The 15,267-nt window shown below is 61.1% G+C and carries 17 protein-coding genes; 12 read left to right on the plus strand and 5 right to left on the minus strand.

What is annotated here, in order from left to right; all coding sequences use genetic code 11:
* Nucleotides 1-289 precede the first annotated feature (289 nt).
* The 5 genes from AC57B6_RS11285 to AC57B6_RS11305 all read left to right on the plus strand — a co-directional run bounded on the left by AC57B6_RS11285 (nt 290) and on the right by AC57B6_RS11305 (nt 5,125).
* Complete coding sequence (locus AC57B6_RS11285; RefSeq protein ID WP_496421343.1) at nt 290-2,482, plus strand: TonB-dependent receptor; 2,193 nt, start codon at nt 290-292, stop codon at nt 2,480-2,482.
* 78 nt (nt 2,483-2,560) lie between these two features.
* Nucleotides 2,561-3,244: a Fe2+-dependent dioxygenase gene (locus AC57B6_RS11290; protein WP_030099359.1), complete on the plus strand. Its 684-nt coding sequence runs from the start codon at nt 2,561-2,563 to the stop codon at nt 3,242-3,244.
* The gene (locus AC57B6_RS11295) at nt 3,241-3,963 is read left to right on the plus strand and encodes a PepSY-associated TM helix domain-containing protein (RefSeq protein ID WP_496421344.1); all 723 of its coding nucleotides are present in this window, start codon (nt 3,241-3,243) and stop codon (nt 3,961-3,963) included. The genes AC57B6_RS11290 and AC57B6_RS11295 overlap by 4 nt, the downstream gene beginning before the upstream one ends.
* 121 nt (nt 3,964-4,084) lie before the next feature.
* A complete protein-coding gene (locus AC57B6_RS11300) occupies nt 4,085-4,774 on the plus strand; it encodes a nitroreductase (protein ID WP_496421345.1) in 690 nt (229 codons plus the stop codon).
* A gap of 39 nt (nt 4,775-4,813) precedes the next feature.
* Complete coding sequence (locus AC57B6_RS11305) at nt 4,814-5,125, plus strand: high-potential iron-sulfur protein (RefSeq protein WP_444514199.1); 312 nt, start codon at nt 4,814-4,816, stop codon at nt 5,123-5,125.
* 40 nt (nt 5,126-5,165) lie between these two features.
* Here AC57B6_RS11305 and AC57B6_RS11310 read toward each other — a convergent pair whose 3' ends face one another.
* Both AC57B6_RS11310 and AC57B6_RS11315 read right to left on the minus strand, forming a co-directional pair.
* Nucleotides 5,166-5,516, minus strand: a complete 351-nt coding sequence (locus AC57B6_RS11310; RefSeq protein WP_408333637.1) for a DOPA 4,5-dioxygenase family protein — start codon at nt 5,514-5,516, stop codon at nt 5,166-5,168.
* Nucleotides 5,517-5,552: 36 nt separating this feature from the next.
* Entirely contained in the window at nt 5,553-6,026 is a 474-nt protein-coding gene (locus tag AC57B6_RS11315; protein WP_496421346.1) for a GNAT family N-acetyltransferase, read from the minus strand.
* Between the two features lie 23 nt (nt 6,027-6,049).
* Between AC57B6_RS11315 and AC57B6_RS11320 the strand changes: the two genes are divergently transcribed.
* Together AC57B6_RS11320 and AC57B6_RS11325 are read left to right on the plus strand one after the other, a co-directional pair.
* On the plus strand, nt 6,050-6,346 hold the full coding sequence (locus tag AC57B6_RS11320) for a hypothetical protein (RefSeq protein WP_127837979.1): 297 nt from the start codon (nt 6,050-6,052) through the stop codon (nt 6,344-6,346).
* A 568-nt stretch (nt 6,347-6,914) separates the two neighbouring features.
* A complete protein-coding gene (locus AC57B6_RS11325) occupies nt 6,915-7,388 on the plus strand; it encodes a hypothetical protein (protein WP_030099363.1) in 474 nt (157 codons plus the stop codon).
* Between the two features lie 18 nt (nt 7,389-7,406).
* Here AC57B6_RS11325 and phoU read toward each other — a convergent pair whose 3' ends face one another.
* Nucleotides 7,407-8,105: a phosphate signaling complex protein PhoU gene (phoU, locus tag AC57B6_RS11330; protein WP_028195888.1), complete on the minus strand. Its 699-nt coding sequence runs from the start codon at nt 8,103-8,105 to the stop codon at nt 7,407-7,409.
* A 637-nt stretch (nt 8,106-8,742) separates the two neighbouring features.
* Between phoU and AC57B6_RS11335 the strand changes: the two genes are divergently transcribed.
* The 3 genes from AC57B6_RS11335 to AC57B6_RS11345 all read left to right on the plus strand — a co-directional run bounded on the left by AC57B6_RS11335 (nt 8,743) and on the right by AC57B6_RS11345 (nt 11,536).
* Nucleotides 8,743-9,057 (plus strand): hypothetical protein, encoded by a 315-nt coding sequence (locus AC57B6_RS11335; protein ID WP_030099364.1) that lies wholly within the window; start codon nt 8,743-8,745, stop codon nt 9,055-9,057.
* A 346-nt stretch (nt 9,058-9,403) separates the two neighbouring features.
* Entirely contained in the window at nt 9,404-9,622 is a 219-nt protein-coding gene (locus AC57B6_RS11340; protein ID WP_046572139.1) for a hypothetical protein, read from the plus strand.
* 201 nt (nt 9,623-9,823) lie between these two features.
* Nucleotides 9,824-11,536 carry a hybrid sensor histidine kinase/response regulator gene (locus tag AC57B6_RS11345; RefSeq protein ID WP_496421347.1) on the plus strand — a complete coding sequence of 571 codons (1,713 nt, stop codon included), beginning with the start codon at nt 9,824-9,826 and terminating at the stop codon, nt 11,534-11,536.
* Nucleotides 11,537-11,655: 119 nt separating this feature from the next.
* Here the strand turns inward: AC57B6_RS11345 and AC57B6_RS11350 are convergent, their stop codons facing one another.
* Nucleotides 11,656-13,614, minus strand: coding sequence for a carboxypeptidase-like regulatory domain-containing protein (locus tag AC57B6_RS11350; protein WP_496421348.1), 1,959 nt, complete (start codon nt 13,612-13,614; stop codon nt 11,656-11,658).
* A gap of 244 nt (nt 13,615-13,858) precedes the next feature.
* Nucleotides 13,859-14,047 (minus strand): glycine zipper 2TM domain-containing protein, encoded by a 189-nt coding sequence (locus AC57B6_RS11355; RefSeq protein ID WP_496421349.1) that lies wholly within the window; start codon nt 14,045-14,047, stop codon nt 13,859-13,861.
* A 230-nt stretch (nt 14,048-14,277) separates the two neighbouring features.
* On the opposite strand from AC57B6_RS11355, the gene AC57B6_RS11360 reads away from it, so the two are divergent.
* On the plus strand, nt 14,278-14,625 hold the full coding sequence (locus AC57B6_RS11360) for a YciI family protein (protein WP_028195882.1): 348 nt from the start codon (nt 14,278-14,280) through the stop codon (nt 14,623-14,625).
* Between the two features lie 155 nt (nt 14,626-14,780).
* Nucleotides 14,781-15,197 carry a YciI family protein gene (locus tag AC57B6_RS11365; RefSeq protein WP_496421350.1) on the plus strand — a complete coding sequence of 139 codons (417 nt, stop codon included), beginning with the start codon at nt 14,781-14,783 and terminating at the stop codon, nt 15,195-15,197.
* Nucleotides 15,198-15,267: the final 70 nt, after the last annotated feature.

The following is a 15,267-nucleotide window of genomic DNA, read 5'->3' on the forward strand; positions in this document are numbered from 1 at the left end:
CGGCCTGATATTACAAACGAGTAATAAATAGCTGCTGACGGCTCATTGAAAATTACGAATGCCATACGTAAGTAATAAACCGAAACAATTCGATTACACCAGGTAAGCTTCGACGCGATTGATGAGTTTTTATGCGTATGGAATGATATCGATTCTCATTTAACAACGAGCCAGCCATCGCGTCGTCTTTGCTCTGAGCAGGAGACCGGCAGCCAGCCAATTGCGGTTTTGTCATCGATTCCATGTTGAGCATGCGGATCGGGCGAGCGCACTTCTGACCGGATTTCCCATGCTCAATCACACGCCGCTTGCGACTGCGTTAGCGCTAGCTTTTGCCGTTCCATTCGCCACACCCGCAGTCGCTCAGACCGCGCCGCAAACCGCATCGCAGCCGTCGGCTCAAAACGCAGCGGCGAACACGGGGGCCGATAACGCGACCTTGCCGACTATCGGCGTGGCCGCGCAAGCCGAACAACAGGACTTCCAGGCAGAACGTTCGACGGTCGGTGCAAAGACCCCTACCGCTTTGCGCGATATTCCGCAGACGGTGACGGTGATCAATAAGTCGGTGCTCGCCTCGCAAGGCGCCACGTCGTTCCAGGACGCGCTGCGCAACGCGCCGGGCGTGACCATCGGCGGCGCTGAAGGCGGTCAGATCGGCAACAACATCAACCTGCGTGGCTTCACCGCGCAGAACGACATCTATCTGGACGGGTTCCGCGACCGCAACCAGTACTATCGCGACACCTTCGACCTCGAAGAACTCGAGGTGCTTTATGGACCGTCGTCGATGCTGTTCGGCCGTGGTTCGACGGGCGGCGTGATCAACCAGGTCAGCAAGAAAGCGAATCTGAAGGACTCCGCGGAAGTCACGGGCATGATCGGCACCGACGATCGCTATCGCAGCACCGTCGACGTGAACCATAAGCTGACCGACACCTCGGCGATCCGCCTGAATGCGTTCGGCCAGAGTCTCGGCTCGACGCGCGACGAGATGAAGAACAAGGACTACGGTATCGCGCCGGAAGTGCGTTTCGGCATCGGCACGCCGACCGAAGTGACGATCTCCGCGCTGATCCAGCACAACTACGACATGCCCGACTACGGCGTGCAGGCGTTGAACGGGCATCCTTCGCCGGTGCCGAAGAACACCTTCTACGGCCTGACTACCGATCGCACGATTCAGGACGTCCAGACCTTCACGGCCGGTATCAAGCACAAGTTCTCGGACAACCTCACGCTGCAGAACCAGACGCAGTTCTCGCACTCGCTGACCGATGCTCGCGAAACCGCGCCGCAAGCGGTGCTGACGGGGCCGCTTGCCAGCAGCACCGCGTTGACCAACGGAAATTACACGACCTTGTCGCCGTCGCAACTGTTCATCAAGTTGCAAAGCCACGACCGTGTGATCGAGAACCACTCGCTGTACAACGACACGACCCTCGAATACAAATTCAACACCGGTGCGATCGGGCACGACCTGATCGCCGGCGTCGAACTCGGTCACGACAGCTATTCGAACCAGGCGTACACGCGGAATAACTTGCCGGTCGTCTCGATGGTGGACCCGGCGTATCTGTCGTCGCCTGCGGGTGTGACCACCACGGTCGGCAACTACGCGAATTCCGATTCGAACGAGATCGCCGGTTACGTGAACGATACGGTGTCGATCGGACAACACTGGAAGGTGATTGGCGGTTTGCGCTGGGATCGCTTCCAGGCGCAGATTCACAACTCGATCACGGCGCCGCAGTACGCGAGTCAGACCAACTTCTTCACCAGCGTGCGCGCGGGCGTGATTTATCAGCCGGCCGACTGGCAGTCGTACTACGTGTCATATGGCACGTCGTTCGATCCGTCGCTTGAAGCGTTGACGGTGACCAATCTGACGCAGAACCTCGCGCCCGAGTCGACCCGGTCATATGAAGTCGGCGGCAAGTGGGACCTGCTGGGCGGCAATATCTCGGTGACCTCCGCGTTCTTCCGCGAGGAGATGACCAATGCCCGCACGCAAGTTTCGCCGACCGAATACGAACTCGACGGTGACATCCGCGTCGACGGATTCCAGGCCGGCGTGACGGGCCACATCACCGACAAATGGCAGATTTTTGGCGGCTACACGTACATGGACGCGATCGTGCTGAAGGCGCTCGACGGCACGCAAGGACACACGCCGGCCAACACGCCGCGCAACACGCTGACGCTCTGGTCCACCTACGCGATCACGCCGCACTGGGAAATCGGCGGCGGCCCGACCTATATGTCGCCGCGCTACGCGTCGAATACGAACTACGTGCAGGTCCCGGGCTACACCCGTTGGGACGCGACCGCCGCGTATCACGCGAAGAAATACGATGTTCGGCTGAATCTGCTGAACCTGACCAACAAGATGTATTACGACGCGCTCATCCAGTCGGACGGTGGCCGTTCCGTGCCGGGTATCGGACGCACGTTGCTGGCAACGGTCGACTACCGGTTCTGAAGCGTGCCTCATCGATACGGTAGGCTTGCCGCTTTCGCAAACGGCAGGCCGACGTGACGAGGCCAGGGGAAACTCAAGATGCTGCTGCACATTCCGAATGTACTGAACGCCGAGCAACTGCGCCTTGTGCGCGAACGGCTCGATAGCGCCGGCGACGCATGGGTCGATGGCCGTGCGACCGCCGGTTACCAGGGCGCGCCGGTCAAACGCAACCAGCAGATCGCCGAGCATTCGCCGATCGCGCGTGAGCTCGGCGACGTGATTCTCGCGTCGATCGAGCGCAACCCGCTGTTCATCAGCGCGGCGTTGCCGAACCAGGTGTATCCGCCGCTCTTCAACCGTTACGAAGGCGGCATGCAATTCGGCAGCCACGTGGACGGCGCGGTGCGGGTGCTGCCCAACGGCGTGAAGCTGCGTACGGACGTGTCGGTGACGTTGTTCCTCTCCGAACCCGGCGAGTACGACGGCGGCGAACTGGTGATCGAAGACACCTACGGTGTACAGCAGGTCAAGCTGCCGGCGGGCGACATGATCGTCTATCCGGCCACCAGCCTGCATCAGGTCACGCCGGTCACGCGCGGCGCGCGCCTCGCGAGCTTCTTCTGGGTGCAAAGCCTCGTGCGCAGCGACACGCAGCGCGCGCTGCTATTCGATATGGACACGGCGATCCAACGTCTGAACGCCACCCAGGCCGACGATACCGCGCGTCGCAGTCTGGTCGGCTGTTATCACAATCTGTTGCGTACCTGGAGTGAAACGTGAGCGTGCCTGAAGTGATCGATTTCCAACCGGCCGAGGCGAACGGCGCCGTGCCGGGCGAACCACAGCGGCTCGACCGCGACGAACGGAATGCGCGGCAGCAACGCTCGCGCCGGGCCACCTTCGTCAAATGGCTGCGCAAAGTGCATGGCTGGATCGGTTTATGGGGCGCGGCGCTCGGCTTGTTGTTCGGCACCACGGGCTTTCTGCTGAACCATCGCGGCGGGCCGCTCAGGGTGTCGACTGGCGAGCCGCAGGTGTCGGTCGTGCAGGTTCCGTTGCCGCAACCGGCGCCGCCAACGCCGCGCGAACTCGGCAAGTGGCTCAAGCAGGAACTGAAACTGGCCGGCAGCCCAGGGCGTGTGCAGAAAGAGCCCGCGCATCCGGTCGCGTGGGGTGAGCGCAGCATGGTCCAACCCGAACATTGGCAGCTCAACTTCGCGTTGCCCCATGAAAACACCACCGCCGAGTACTGGGTCGGCAACGGCTACGTGACGGTCAAGCGCAGCGAGAACACGTTTCTCGCGACGCTTACGAATCTGCACAAGGGCGTCGGCCTGAGTGTGGGCTGGGTACTGCTGATCGATACGCTGGCGGGGAGCATCATTTTGCTATCGCTCACCGGCGTGCTGCTTTGGACGGAGTTGAACAAGCGCAAAACTGTCGGCGCGGTGCTGGTGATCGGGTCGATTGTCGCCGCGGCGTGCATGGCGCTGAGCTAGATGGCGCCGCGGCAAGCACGCGCGCATCCCACTTCCTGCCCGACCGCCAGCGCGAAAATGGGCACTCGCGCTAGAATCTTCGCAGACCACCAAAATTGTTGGCCCTGTCGAAATTCTGCCAATGAAGACATCCCCCAATCCCGTCGACGCCGCGCTGATCTCGCGGCGTTCGATCCGCGCCTTCCTGCCCACGCCGGTTGCGCGCGCCGATATCGAAGCGATTCTCGAAGCGGCCAGCCGCGCGCCGTCGGGCACCAATACCCAGCCGTGGAAGGTGTATGTGGTGACGGGCGAGTCGCTCGCGCGACTGTCGCAGGCCCTGGTAGCCGCTTATGACGATCCCCAGCGCGATGCGCTGTATCAGGAAGAGTATCGCTACTACCCGCGTCAATGGGTGTCGCCGTATATCGACCGCCGTCGCAAGATCGGCTGGGATCTGTACGGCTTGCTCGGCATCGAAAAGGGCGACAAGGCGCGCATGCATGAACAGCATGCGCAGAACTACCGCTTCTTCGGTGCACCGGTCGGCCTGTTCTTTACGATCGAGCGGGTGATGGGGCGCGGCAGCTGGCTCGACTACGGCATGTTTCTTCAGGCGATCATGACGGCGGCGCGCGGGCGTGGTCTCGATACCTGTCCGCAGGCCGCTTTTACGCCGTTTCACAGCGTGATTGCCGGGCACCTTGGCCTGCCGCCCGAAGAGCAACTGGTGTGCGGCATGTCGCTCGGTTTCGCCGACGAAAGCGCGCTGGTCAATACACTGCGCACCGAGCGCGAACCGGTTGACCGGTTCACGCGATTCCTCGATTGATGCCGATTGACGGGCTTCCCCACTTCTTATCGGACCACAATGAAAACCTCACGCCGCGATTTTCTGATGCTGAGTGCGGGCGTGAGCTCATCGCTCATGCTGTCCCGCGTCGCATTCGCCGACACCGCGAACAGATTGAGCGAAGCCGATCCGAAGGCACAAGCCGTCGGCTATACCGAGGACGCATCCAAGGTCGATAAGGCGAAATTCCCTGGCTATGCCGCTGGACAAACCTGCGCCAACTGTTCGCTGTTCCAGGGCAAAGCCACGGACGCCTATGGTGGCTGCACGCTGTTCGGCGACAAGCAGGTCGCCGCGCACGGCTGGTGCAGTTCGTATTCGAATATGTGATCGCGCAGGCGGTAGGGGCGATTAAAAAAACGCGCTGACTCTAGTTCAGCGCGCTCAGTACCAGGTCATGCGAATGACCGATCCATACCGCTGCGTCGCGGTGATCGCGTAACGCGTCGCCCGTATTCGGGTGCAGAAAAATATCGAGCGCGCCGTGATTCAGCGTGAGCCAGCCGACGAGTTCGGCGAACTGGTCCTGCGCGAACGCGAGCTGATACGACCACATGGGATGCGGCCCGACCGGGCGTTCGTGAAAGCGGCCTAATTGCAGCTTGCCGTTCCAGTGCGCCTCGATCTGCTCGCGAAAGGCCCATGCGGCGTCGCGGCTGCCGGAATCGAAGTAAACGTGGGCGTGCCAACTCTGGATGGCTGAGGTGTCGCGAAAGGTCATAACGAGGTCCGTTGCGGTTCCGTTTTTATCGGACACTCATTCTGCTTGAGTTTGCGCCGGCGCGTGCGGCATGCACCTCATGTGAAACTGTATTTCGTCCTCGTTGACAATGTCGAAGCCGAGGCGTTGATAGAGACGCCTCGCGGGATTGCCTTTGAGCACCTTGAGCGTGACCGGCAATACGTCGGCCTGCGCGGCCAGCAAGACCGTCCGCAGCGCTCGCTCGCCGATGCCGCGCCCTTGATGTGCCTGCGCAATCTGCAACTGCACGACGACCCATTCGGTCTCGGTGCGATACGCTTTCAGCAAACCAACCGGTGCGCCGCCGAGGCAGATCACGCGCGCCGCATCGTAGCGGTGGCGCAGGCGCGCGCGATGCTGGGCATCGTCGATGGGCTCGCCGACCTGCGCCAGATGCTCGGTCATGGTGGCCTTGCGCAGTTCGAAGAGAAAGTGCTCGTCGGCTTCTAGCGCTGGGCGCAGGGTAAGGACAGGTTCTTGAGCGGACATGCGGGGGCGTCTCCGGCGCGCGGGTGGCGAATTGGAACGGTCGTGAATTGTCGCGCCAGCCGCGCTTTTTTGCCATGCATGATGTTTCGACCCCTCAATATCGCGGCTCACGTCTGAAGAAATCGCGCGCTGCGCCGATTCGGCAAACTGGGCGGCCATTTCCCCTCGTTTCGCGCAATTGCATTCGTGCTCGTTCACATAAACTGTTTTCCATGGAGCGACAAGTCACCGCGCCCATCGACGCGGTCTTCCCCCGCGTTGTTTTGAACCGTACCGTTGATGGCAGTTTGCCGCGGTTGTTTAAAGCGGCAGGGCAGTAAAGCAGTAGGAAGCCGAAGCAATGCAAACAACGCGCAGTTGCAGTATCCATGCGCGAATCAGCAGGGGGTTGCAGCGAGGTGATGTTGATGGCGAGGGACCGAGCTGTAACGCAGTAGCAGTGCAAGTAACAATGCAGCAGCACAGCAGCAACGTAGTAGCAGCGCAAGCAGCAACAGCTTTGTTTTGTTGGTTTATGGTGGGTTTAAGTCGGCAAGCATCCACGCGCCTGCACGACTGTTCCATCCTGTCAGACCCTGTTCCTTCGCGGGAACAGGGTTTTTTTTCGTTGATGCGGGAAGTGTGACTTGTATTTAGCCCGTTCGAACCTATATGCCTGCGTTGCATTTCGGCGCGGCCGTAGCGGGTAGTCTGCTCGTGCGCGGTGAGATGCCACGCGCAATCGAGACTTCAAGTTGTTTAAGTCTGTCTTAATAGTTGCTTGCCATGATGGCTACACAGACTCACATTAAGGGCCTGTCAAGCCGCCGGCGCATCGGCGGCGTTTGCCACCGGAGGTCACATCATTCGGTGGCGAAGCCGAGAGTTAGCGAAGGAGGTTGAATCGATATGTCCAGTAAATCGCGAGTCCGCAAGCACAACCAGCCGGCGATGTCCCCGCTGCTGCGCGCGCTAACCTTTAGCCGCACCGCCCACGAACCGGTCACCACGGCGATGCTCCTGCAGTGCTACACCGCTCTCGATGCGTTCCAACGCGGTCGGGGCTCACGGGATTTGCATTTGACCTTGAGCCGGCATTTGCTGGTGTCGCAAGAATTGGCGCGTCTGGGTCTCGGCGAGGACGTTCTTGCCGATATCGAGAGCGCGCACGCGGCCATGGTTCAACTCGACGCGCGCGAGCACCAGGACGGTGCCTGGAAGTTGCAGGACGGCGAATACGCCAGTCTCTGCACGGCGCTGGCTATTCTCGATGGACAACTGTCGGCCGCATCGTTGAGCGAGATCGCGAATGCGGAAGCGAAGATGGTCGAAGGGCTGATGAGATCGGCTCGCGCGCAGGCGATTGTCGAAGCGGTGGTTTAAGCAGCGTGCCGGTACGGTTCAGCAACGCGCGATCAACTCTCGTGGCGCGTGCCGGACGTCGGTGCCCTTAACAATGTAGACGACCAGCTCCGCAATGTTGGTGGCGTGGTCGCCGATACGCTCGATGGCCTTCGCGATGGACAGATAGTCGAACCCTGTCGCGATGGTGCGGGGATCTTGCGTCATGGACGTGATGAGCCTGCGCATGAACGCCACGAACTCGTTATCGATGGCTTCGTCGTCCTTGACGATCTGTGCGGCGGCAACGGTGTCCATTCGCGCGAAAGCATCCAGCGCATGACGAAGAATATCCACGGCCAGTTTGCCGGCGGCTTTGATTTCAGAAATGTTGACGGCCTGCGGCGTGGACGAACCCATCGCAATGCGACGGGTTCGCTTCGCAATCTTCCGTGCCTCGTCGCCCGCACGTTCGAGGTTGGTGATGCACTTCGAGGCGGCCATCAGCAGTCGCAGGTCGCGAGCGGTGGGCTGCCGGCGGACGATGATGTTGCTGACTTCCTCGTCGATTTCTATTTCCATCGCGTTGAGCCGGTGCTCGCCCTGAAGGACCTGCTCAACAAGTCTCAGATCGAACGTGTTCAACGTCTCGATTGCGCATGCAATCTGCGCCTCCACCAAGCCGCCCATTTCCAGCAATCGGGTCAAAAGCAGATCGAGGTCGAAATCAAATCTGCTGGAAAGATGCTTATCCGACATCTGCGCTCCCTGGACAAATTTGCCTGCGACTCGATGAGCGGCGGTGCATGTCCGGATCAGTAAAGGATATAAACAGTATATACAGTTTATGACAATTTCAGGAACAGGTTGACGCGACCGCCTTGTTGCAGTGGTTCCGCCAGACAGGCTGCTGCTGTCGTTCACGACGTGGGATGAAGTTATCCCCAGATTTTGTTTGCAAGGCTGTGGACAACCCCCGGGCAAGCATCGCAAGCTGATGAAATGACTGGATTTTTACGTGGCGCGCCGAGTGCGCGCATTTGACGGATGGCCACAGCGGCCATCAGATCCGGGACGTCCTCGAGCACGGCAGGATGAGCACGGCAGCAAGCGACCGATATAAGCGGCGAATGATTGTTCGCCGGGGAATTCGCAACGCGCCGTGATGGCGAAAGCTGTCGGCCACTCATGGAATCGTACAACGGCGAATTCCCGAACGCCAACGCGCATTCCTGTCCGTACCTGGATGGCCCCGGAAAATCCGCCATGCCTGTCAATGCTCAATGACGACGCGCGACAACAGTGGACACTACGCCCGAAAAAACCTGTATATTTATACAGTATCCGGGGCGCAATTTCACAACCACGAACTGACACTTTTAACTGGAGGCTGGCCATGGATGCACGCGTTCGCAGGCCGGGTCATCCAATGCCTGAGATGGCAGCCTTTATGGCCAAGCTGCGCTCTGCTTTCGGAGACGAGACGGTTGACGAAGCAGTCAGACGAGGTAAAGCTGGCGAGCCAACCTTCTATGCCTGCGAGAATGGCAACTCGGTTGGCACGGCAAGTTCCGCGACCGGCAGCGTCTGGCTTGTCGACTCCACGATCCGGAACAGGCAATATTGCGCCGGGTGCGATGGTGGCTGCGTCGGGCAGGATGTGGGTTGCAAGGAGTGGCTGCAACGGAAAGCAGCCAAGGAGAACTCGTGAAAAGAATTGGATTGGCCGTATTGATGGCGACGCTCACGCCGGCCGTGTACGCGGCTGGCGGTTATACCGAGGTTTGGAACCCGCCCGAGGCACGGGCGAGCGCACCGCGCAGAGCCGGTACCGCGCACAAGCTCGCAGTTCGTCCGCACGTCGCTCCTCATCCAGTTAACGTGCGGGCACGACGCGCTCCGGCGCCGGCACCGAAACTGGTTGCGAAACAGGGCACGATACAAAAAAGTCCGCCGGCGAACGAGCCGGACATGTCTGGAATTCCCCGCCAGATCACCCCTGAGGGAAACGTGCTTCGAGTTGATTCCCGCGGCATGTCGGCTGAGGTCACGCGTTGATGGAATCGGAAATCTACAAGGGCTATAGCGTGTGGGGGCACGCGATCCTGCAACAGGAAGGCATTCTCCAGCCGGAACGCTATGCGGCCAGCGGGACGATTACGTTAGGCGGGAAGCTGATTGAAGCGTCGGGCATCCTCGGCTATTTTGATACTGAGGAAGAAGCGCAACTTGCCGGGCGGGATTGGGCACGCGCCTGGGTCGACGCGCACGGTTGACAGCCGAACCCCCTCCTGTTCGGGGCCGCCTTTGCCGGTAAGCAAGCGGGTACGAACCCTCGTTGACTTTGTGCCCTCCCTCCCGTAGTGTGAAATTCGCCGCTGTGAAGAGCATCGCTCCCGCGCCCGCCAGTCGAGCTGGCAGCACCCCGGCATTCTGACCTTCGAACTTTCTCTACTTCGTCAACCGCTCTGTCAGCCATGGAAAGCAATCGCGCGCCCAGTCAAACGGATGAGCTCGCCCGCAGGCCTGCTCGCGCCGCAGATTACGCGGCCGAAAACCGGGCGCTGGTGGCACTCGCTCGCGTTCAGGCCGGCCCGCGTTCCGAATTCCTTCAGGCTATCGCGGATACGGCTCTGTCCCTTTGTCATGCTGATAGCGCGGGGATTAGTCTGGTCGAAGGACCTGACGATAATCGGGTCTTTCGCTGGTTCGCGGTTGCCGGACTTTGCGCCGACCTGCGCGGCAAAACCACCACGTGGAATGAGTGCCCGTGCGGCGTCACACTGGAGGCAGGCGCCCCGCAACTTTTCATCAATCCGCAAGCCCGGTTTCCTTGTCTTCGGTTTCCCGGCGTGGAAGTGCCTGAAGGCATTGTCGTTCCGATTCCGGCGGATAACGGAGCGCTGGGCGCCATCTGGGTCATGTCGCATGCGCAAGATTGCAGATTCGACCTCGAAGACGTCAGGCTGCTGTCGAATCTCGCCGTTTTCGCGGGTTCTGGCCTGACGATTGTCAACGCACGCGACAGCGGTGAAGAGAGTGACCGGCGGCACAACGAGTTCATCGCGATGCTCAGTCACGAATTGCGCAATCCAATGACGCCGATCGACGGCGCCATCAGTGCGGCAAAACGGCTTTGCGTCGAAGACGAACGAGCCGTGGAAATGTTGACGGTCGCGCAACGCCAGATGAGGCATCTGCGCACGCTGGTCGATGACCTGCTCGACGCCGCCCGCCTGAAGCATGGCAAGCTCGCGATCAAGCAGAGTGACACTTCGCTCAGCGAGATTGTGTTTGATGCCGTGACAGCCATCAGGCACCACATCTTGTCCCGCAGGCACACGCTCAGGATCACCGGGCTGGACGAGCCCGTCTACGTGCGCGCCGACCATGTCCGCTTGAGCCAGGTGTTGGGCAACCTCCTGTCGAACGCGGCGAAATATACGCCTGTCGGAGGGACTATCGAGCTTAACGTGCGCGTCGAGGCAAACAATTCGAGCGACCAGTCAGACGCGCTGCTTGTCATTGACGTTGCAGACAACGGCATGGGAATCGATAGCGCGGTTCAGCCGCGCGTCTTCGACCTGTTCGCCCAGTCCGCCCGCGGTCGAGCACGCTCTGAAGGAGGGTTGGGGATAGGGCTCGCGGTAGCGAAGCGCATGGTCGAGTTGCATCAAGGAACCATCTCGCTCAGGAGCGAAGGTTCAGGCAAAGGTACGGTTGTGACGCTGCGCTTGCCGATACTCCAGAAAGCAGTGGATGCCGCAGACATCGCGGCCCGCAAGATGCCGAGCATGACGCCCGAGCCAGCGCGTCTGCTGCTGGTTGACGACAATCAGGATGCGCTTCGGGCGCTGAGCGTCCTGCTCGAACTCGAGGGGCACGAGGTCACGACGTCGGACAATGGGCGCGATGCGATACGGCTGATGTCTGAAAAGCACCCCGAGGTGGCCATCGTCGACGTAGGGATGCCGGAAATGGACGGCTTCGAGGTGGCGCGAACGGTGCGCCTTAATCACCGGCTCGACGACATGGTGCTCGTTGCGCTCACGGGCTATGCGTCTGAATCCGACAAGTCGAGAGCGCTGGCGGCCGGCTTCGATTTCCATCTGACCAAGCCGCTTTCGCTCGATAAGCTGCAATACATCCTGGCAAATCGTGCCGACGGCACGTTGCGAGGTATTGTCTAGGTTCGTTGGACAGTTGAACCCGTGACCCCTTGATCTCCACGACGCACCGGATATATGAAAAACGCCCCTGGCGGAGCGTTGTGCAATCCGGAAATGTTGCGCTTCCAGCCTGGCCGCTTCTAGTTGTTGTACTGCGTCGTATCGTAGTACGTGGTCCCATTCTGGCCGCCACCCAACTGCACGAGCCGTGAACCACCGGACGTCAACGCCGGGAACGGGCAGTTCGTGCAGGTCTGGGCGCCGGTGGAATCGATCCCCGAGTAGACAGTGTTCTGATACTGACCGACCGTTGTATTGTTCGGTGCGCCGATCGAGAAGCCGTAGATTGACGTTGTCGAGCCGGAGGCTGTTCCAGGGCTGGCCTGGACCTGCACGGACGTCACCGGATAGGTGGGATTCGGTCCGGTCACGACGCTCGACCACGTGAAACTCATCGCGTACTGCACGCCGGCCAGCGCCCCGCCTGGCGTGAGGAACGGAATCGCGTCCTGCGACAGCGTCGGCCATGCGACCGTGCTGCCCGCCGTAGCGTTCAGCGGACTGCCCGGATTGATGATCGACGACTGGCCGAGCTGCACGCCGCGCTGGTCGTAGAAGGTGACCGTGTAGGTCGCATAGAGCGGCACGGTGCTCGCGTCGATCGATTGCGCCGCGTAGTAGCCGCTCGAAGCCGGCGTGAAGTTCGCGGTCGACGAAAGCGATTGCCATGACCAGCGATAAAGCTCTGTATTGCTGTTCGTCATTGCAGGGGCAACCGGTGCTGCGTTCAACGGCAGATCCGACAGGCCCAGCGAGTTGCTGCCAAGCGCGTTGCGCTGTGTCAGCCAGACCGGCGCAGCGAGGCCAGGCCCCGTGACGGAAGCCGAATACACCGCCGGATTCGAGGCGGTTGGAATCGCAATCTTGAGACCCGACTCATAACGGTTCACGTCCGCCAGCTTCGAATCGAGGAAGGTGCGGCGCTGGATTTGCGACATGATCGACACGGCAAATTGTGACTGATTGCCGATCAGATCCCAGCCGAGCTGCACGCCGCTCGGGAGCGTGACGGGCGTGGCGAGCTGTTGCGCGATGGTGTAGAGCACACCGGCTGACGTACCGTTCACCAGCGTGACCGGCAACTGCACAAGCGCCTGCTGCTTGCCATTGCGCGTGAAGAAAGCGAGTGTCTTCGGCGAACCGAACACCGCGCCGCTGAAGACACCATCGGCCTGGTTGTGGCCTAAGGCCAGATCGGTCGAGCCGTTTTCGAGGAAGGTGGCGTCGATGGCCGGCGAGCATGACGTGTTGAGCGCGCCATTCGCCGCGCAGGCAGTCAGCAGGGACGCAAGCGGCTCCAGATAGTTGGCCGCCGCGGCCGGCGCTGCCAGCGTGACCGACTGGGTGGTCTGGTTGTTCAGCGCGACCGTCGTGCCCGGCGCCGCATTCGACACCAGCAACAAGCCGCCATTAGCCGCCGACACCAGCGAGACCGTATCGATCACCGCATCGGCGCCGGTGTGATTCGGCGTAAAGGTCGTACCGACCGGATCGAAGCCCGCCGCCTGAATACCGTTCTGCGTGAGAATTTTCGCCAGTATCGCGTCGAGCGTGATGGTGGCGACCTGCACGGACGTCAGCGTCACCTTGGCCAGCGCGGTGGTCGATGCGAGGTCGGCTGGATTACCCGAGGCCGTCAGCATGGCGGCAATCGCGGTGGTCAGCGTGGTGACGTTCGCGATAGCCGGCGCCGTGCCGCCCGGCAGCTTGGCGAGTACGGAGACGAGCGGGGCGGAGACGCCCGTGGGGTCGGTGACGACGATCAGGAATGGCGCGCTCATGCCCTTCACCGAGATCGTGTACGCGCCTTGGGCGTTGGTGCTTGTGCTGGCCTGCGCCCCGGTCGCATCGGTTAGCGTAACGGTCGCGCTCGCCACGGCGGTGCCTCGCGCAACTGTGCCGCTTACCGTGGTGGCCGTGACCGCCGGCGTGCTCGATGATGACGCTGAACTGGAACCGCCGCCGCCACAACCGCCCAGTTGGAGCATGGCAAGGGCTACGGCGGCCGCGACGCCGCTGCGCACTAACGATCGATGCATGAAATTCCCCGATGCTTCGTTTATATGATTCGCTTGCTACCCTGGCAGACCAGACATGCCGGTGAACTTGACGGTGTTCCAGGTTTGTCGCGCAAGGCCGCTGGATTGGATGCCGATTATCACCTGCGATTAATCGATAAACGGCACATTCCCGACGGGCTTTAACGCGTTCGGAGAATACTGCAAAGCGGCGCTGTTGTGTCGTGCGCCGGGGAGGCGCTCATTCAAGTTCAGCGTCTCTTTCTTACTTACCCAACTCATGGCCGATAATCCCGCCGGCCACCGCGCCGCCTACCGTGCCGACTGTGCTGTGATTGGTCGCCTCGTTACCGATGACCCCACCCGCCGCCGCGCCCCCAAGAGTGCAGCCGGTCGTCGCCGTCAGTACCGCAAATACCACTGCAAGCGTGCCCAAGCCAGACAGATTTCGCATGATGTCACCTCGGATGTGTAGCGATGCCAAGGGCTCAGCAATTGCCATGCCGCGTCCGTATTACGAGTGTCCGTAGAGTTCGCGATGTACTGGTGTACGGGCGGTCAAACGGGTTTGCTGGAGTGTTCCGCGCTTGCTAGACTGCCCTTCGCCACCCAACTGCAAGCGCGTTTTTGCCGTCGTGCGCCGGCCTGGCGTTCACGTCCGCGACGCAATCAATCGGAGACGCCATGTCCTACCTGCTGCTTATTGTCGAACCCCCGGATCAACGTGTTGAACGCGGCGAGCAGGCGGGGCGCGAGGTCTATGACCAGATGGTGCGTTTTGCCGCCGACCTCAAAGAGCGCGGCAAGCTGCTCGCAGTCGAATCGCTGGCCTCCGAGTCCGTGCGCGTGCAGATGCGCGACGGTCAGCCCACACTGCTCGATGGCCCGTTCGCCGAAGCCAAGGAGATGATCGGCGGCTTCTTCCTGCTCGATTGTGAAACCCGCGAAGAAGCGGTGGCGATTGCGCAAGCCTGTCCGGCCGCGTCGTGGTGCACCGTTGAAGTCCGCAAAACCGGACCCTGTTTCCTGTAAACCGGCTCGCCCGTTCGCCATTATTTTCTTGGGGTTTTCCCTGGATCGACGGCAAATATGTCGATCCACCCGTGCATCGCCCGTCGTGCAAGTAAGGAGCCAGCCAACAGCGAAGGGCTCGCCATCTACTACACGCCACCCAAGGAGCGATTGCGATGCGATTCATGATCATAGTGAAGGCCACTGCCCTGAGCGAAGCCGGCGGGCCGCCGGACGAAGCCCTGATGGCGGCGATGGGCGCGTACCACGAAGAACTGGTCAAGGCCGGCGTGCTGCTCGATGCAACCGGTCTGCAGCCGAGTTCGAAAGGCTGGCGCATCCGCTACAGCGCGGGCAAGCGTACGGTGATCGACGGTCCGTTCGCGGAAACCAAGGAGCTGATTGCCGGCTATACGCTGATCCAGGTTCGCTCCCGCGAAGAAGCCATGGAGTGGGCGCGGCGGTTTCCGGCGCCGTTCGGCGAGCAGGCCGACGGCGAAATCGAAGTTCGGCAACTGTATGAACTCGAGGACTTCGAGCCGAGCCCGGAACTGGAGCGCTTCAAAGAGCTGGACGCGGATAAACGCGGCTGAAGGTGGTTAAGCACTAACCGCGGCTACACAAGTGATCGTCATGCCGATCCGCGCGCCCCATGAGGCGCCG

This window comes from Paraburkholderia sp. BGA-UO-ETr-F12 (genome assembly GCF_059567945.1).

What these genes read in the sequence shown, in the direction of transcription:
- AC57B6_RS11285 (WP_496421343.1), top strand. Translation starts at nt 290, where the DNA reads ATGCTCAATCACACGCCGCTTGCGACTGCGTTAGCGCTAGCTTTTGCC.
- AC57B6_RS11290 (WP_030099359.1), top strand. Translation starts at nt 2,561, where the DNA reads ATGCTGCTGCACATTCCGAATGTACTGAACGCCGAGCAACTGCGCCTT.
- AC57B6_RS11300 (WP_496421345.1), top strand. Translation starts at nt 4,085, where the DNA reads ATGAAGACATCCCCCAATCCCGTCGACGCCGCGCTGATCTCGCGGCGT.
- AC57B6_RS11305 (WP_444514199.1), top strand. Translation starts at nt 4,814, where the DNA reads ATGAAAACCTCACGCCGCGATTTTCTGATGCTGAGTGCGGGCGTGAGC.
- AC57B6_RS11310 (WP_408333637.1), bottom strand. Translation starts at nt 5,516, where the DNA reads ATGACCTTTCGCGACACCTCAGCCATCCAGAGTTGGCACGCCCACGTT.
- AC57B6_RS11315 (WP_496421346.1), bottom strand. Translation starts at nt 6,026, where the DNA reads ATGTCCGCTCAAGAACCTGTCCTTACCCTGCGCCCAGCGCTAGAAGCC.
- AC57B6_RS11325 (WP_030099363.1), top strand. Translation starts at nt 6,915, where the DNA reads ATGTCCAGTAAATCGCGAGTCCGCAAGCACAACCAGCCGGCGATGTCC.
- phoU (WP_028195888.1), bottom strand. Translation starts at nt 8,105, where the DNA reads ATGTCGGATAAGCATCTTTCCAGCAGATTTGATTTCGACCTCGATCTG.
- AC57B6_RS11335 (WP_030099364.1), top strand. Translation starts at nt 8,743, where the DNA reads ATGGATGCACGCGTTCGCAGGCCGGGTCATCCAATGCCTGAGATGGCA.
- AC57B6_RS11340 (WP_046572139.1), top strand. Translation starts at nt 9,404, where the DNA reads ATGGAATCGGAAATCTACAAGGGCTATAGCGTGTGGGGGCACGCGATC.
- AC57B6_RS11345 (WP_496421347.1), top strand. Translation starts at nt 9,824, where the DNA reads ATGGAAAGCAATCGCGCGCCCAGTCAAACGGATGAGCTCGCCCGCAGG.
- AC57B6_RS11350 (WP_496421348.1), bottom strand. Translation starts at nt 13,614, where the DNA reads ATGCATCGATCGTTAGTGCGCAGCGGCGTCGCGGCCGCCGTAGCCCTT.
- AC57B6_RS11355 (WP_496421349.1), bottom strand. Translation starts at nt 14,047, where the DNA reads ATGCGAAATCTGTCTGGCTTGGGCACGCTTGCAGTGGTATTTGCGGTA.
- AC57B6_RS11360 (WP_028195882.1), top strand. Translation starts at nt 14,278, where the DNA reads ATGTCCTACCTGCTGCTTATTGTCGAACCCCCGGATCAACGTGTTGAA.
- AC57B6_RS11365 (WP_496421350.1), top strand. Translation starts at nt 14,781, where the DNA reads ATGCGATTCATGATCATAGTGAAGGCCACTGCCCTGAGCGAAGCCGGC.